Here is a 2,289-nt window from a genome sequence, read left to right on the forward strand (position 1 = left end):
GCGCGGACGGGCAGCCGTCCGCGCACGCGACCGGGCACTCAGCGGTAGACGCGCACGTAGTCGGCGGCCATGGTGATCGGCGCGGTCCCCTGCGGCGCCGGGTGGTACTGGCCGGCGCACACCGAGAGGTTGAGGATCAGGTACGCGGACCAGTTCGCGCCGACGCCCTTGCCGTCCGAGAAGACCTTGACGCCGTTGACGTACCAGTCGACCGAGGTGGCGCCGTAGTAGGTGCCGATGGTGACCCACTGGTCCTTCGCGATGGCGCTCGCGTCGGTGTAGTACTTCGGGTTGCCGGGGTTGACGTGGTTGGTCAGCTCCAGCAGGTTCGGGTTGTCGGGGTGGTACTCGAAGGAGTCGATCTCCCCGTTGCCGTTCTTCCAGGTCCACAGGGCCGGCCAGGCGCCGGTGCCGGAGGGCAGCTTGACCCGGGTCTCGGCGTAGTCACCGGTCTTGACCTGGAAGCCCTCGCTGGAGCCCTCGGTGGTCAGGAAGCCGGTGTTCCAGGACTGCTTGCCGTTCTCCAGGGTGGGCCCGCCGGGGGCGGCGGTGAAGGTGGCGACCCCGTTGGCGACGCTGACGTTGTTCTTGTTCAGCCAGTCGAGCTTGTTGTCGTCCGGGTTGTGGTTGCCGTACTTGTACGAGGTGCTCTTGTCGCCGACCCAGCGCTGGCCCCAGCTGATCGAGCCGTTGAACTCGTCCGACCAGGTCAGCGACTTGCCGGCGACCGGGGAGGACGGCGCCGGGGTGCTCGGGCTCGCGGTGGTGCTCGGGCTGGACGGGGTCGCCGTCGGGGTGCTCGTCGGGCTCGGAGTCGTGGTGGGCGACGGGGTGGTCGTCGGCGAGGGGGTGGTCGTCGGCGACGGGGTGGTCGTGGGGGCCGGGCTCGGCGTCGCGGTACCGGAGGCGGAGACCACCAGCTGCTGCGAGGGCAGGTTGTGCCAGGCGCCGCCCAGGTCCTGCCAGAAGCCGAACTCGGTGTACGTCCCGGCGGCCAGGGTGCGGGCGCCGCTGGTGTAGGTGAACACGCTCGGGCAGATCTGCACGTTGGTGGCGTTGCCGGGGAAGTCGAGGTTGGTCCCGCGGGCGTCGCGCACGCCGACGCCGACGGTCTTGGCGGTGAAGCAGGACGAGGAGTGCAGGCCGAGCGAGGCGGTGGTGGCCTTGCCCGCGACCATGGCGGCGGGGGCGAGCCGGTCCTGGGTGACGGTCGGGCCGGTGGCGGCCTGGGCGCCGCTGACGGACGGCAGTCCGAGCAGGCCGGCGCCGCTGATGGCGAGCGCGCCGGTGGCGGCGAGCGCGGCGTTGCGACCGCGGTGGGACGGACGGGCGTGGCGGGGCGCGCGGCGCCCACGGGCAGGCTGGTGCATGGGAGTCCTCTGCGACGCCTGCGAGGTGAGCTGTCGGATTCGGGCTGCAGTTGCCCGGCCGCCCGGGGAGCGGCTTCACCCCTAGCCGGGCCCGCGCGCGAGAGCGCACGGGCCGGGCGCTGACCTTGGTTCCCCCGCTCCCGTCCGCTGTCGTGCTCGGCTGCCCGCCGGCGGGTGGACAGGACTCGGCGTCCCGGCGGCGGGGTCCGCGAGGGCGGACGACCCGTTGCAGGCTAGGCAGGTGCTCCGTGAACGGACAACTCCATCGAGCCGGTTGTCGCACAGCTCACAGTGGTGTCGATCAACGACGCTGGGTGGCGGCCGGGTTGGCCGATCGCGCTGATCGGCCGGGCCGGTGGGGCGGCCGTACCGCACGGCGCCGGCTCGGCGCTCCTTGGCCGGAAGCGGACGGTGTCGCGGCGCGGGACGCCCGAGTCGGACCGGTCGGATAAATTGGAGTCCTGACGTTTTACGCCGTGCACAAGTGTCCGCCCCATGAGCCATGAGGCCGTGAGCCCATCGAAAAGAGGTCCCGCCCCACCATGACCGCGCCCCTGCCCGCCTTCGCCGGCCGCACCTACCTCTTCCGGGCCGACAACGGCGCGGCCTTCCGCAACACCTACTCGGCCGACGGCAAGCGGCTGCGCTGGGAGGGCCTCGGCGAGTCGGCGGGCCAGTGGGAGGACGTGCTGCTGCACGTCGCCGAGGTGGCCCCGGAGGTCTACTTCGTCAGTTGGACGGAGCAGAGCGGGATCACCGTCAGCCACGTGATGGACCTCAACCAGCTGACCGTGCGGGCCTTCTGGACCTTCGAGGGCGAGGGCGGCCGGGTCGGGCAGCTGCACACCGGGACGCTGGAACGGCTGGCCTGAGACGCGCCGGGCGTGAGCGGCCCCCGAACCGGCTCGGTTCGGGGGGC

At 72.2% G+C, this 2,289-nt stretch carries 2 protein-coding genes and 1 riboswitch; of the genes, one reads left to right on the forward strand and one right to left on the reverse strand.

Going from position 1 to position 2,289, the window contains the following annotated elements; genetic code table 11:
• Positions 1-38: 38 nt before the first annotated feature.
• A complete protein-coding gene (locus ABT247_RS33095) occupies positions 39-1,370 on the reverse strand; it encodes a glycoside hydrolase family 16 protein (protein ID WP_350750244.1) in 1,332 nt (443 codons plus the stop codon).
• 7 nt (positions 1,371-1,377) lie between these two features.
• A riboswitch (cyclic di-AMP (ydaO/yuaA leader) is annotated at positions 1,378-1,484 on the reverse strand.
• 428 nt (positions 1,485-1,912) lie between these two features.
• Between ABT247_RS33095 and ABT247_RS33100 the strand changes: the two genes are divergently transcribed.
• Complete coding sequence (locus tag ABT247_RS33100; protein ID WP_350750246.1) at positions 1,913-2,242, forward strand: MoaF-related domain-containing protein; 330 nt, start codon at positions 1,913-1,915, stop codon at positions 2,240-2,242.
• The last annotated feature ends 47 nt before the right edge of the window (positions 2,243-2,289 follow it).

Origin of the sequence: Kitasatospora sp. NPDC001539 (assembly GCF_040298565.1) — a bacterium.
Classification (GTDB): domain Bacteria; phylum Actinomycetota; class Actinomycetes; order Streptomycetales; family Streptomycetaceae; genus Kitasatospora.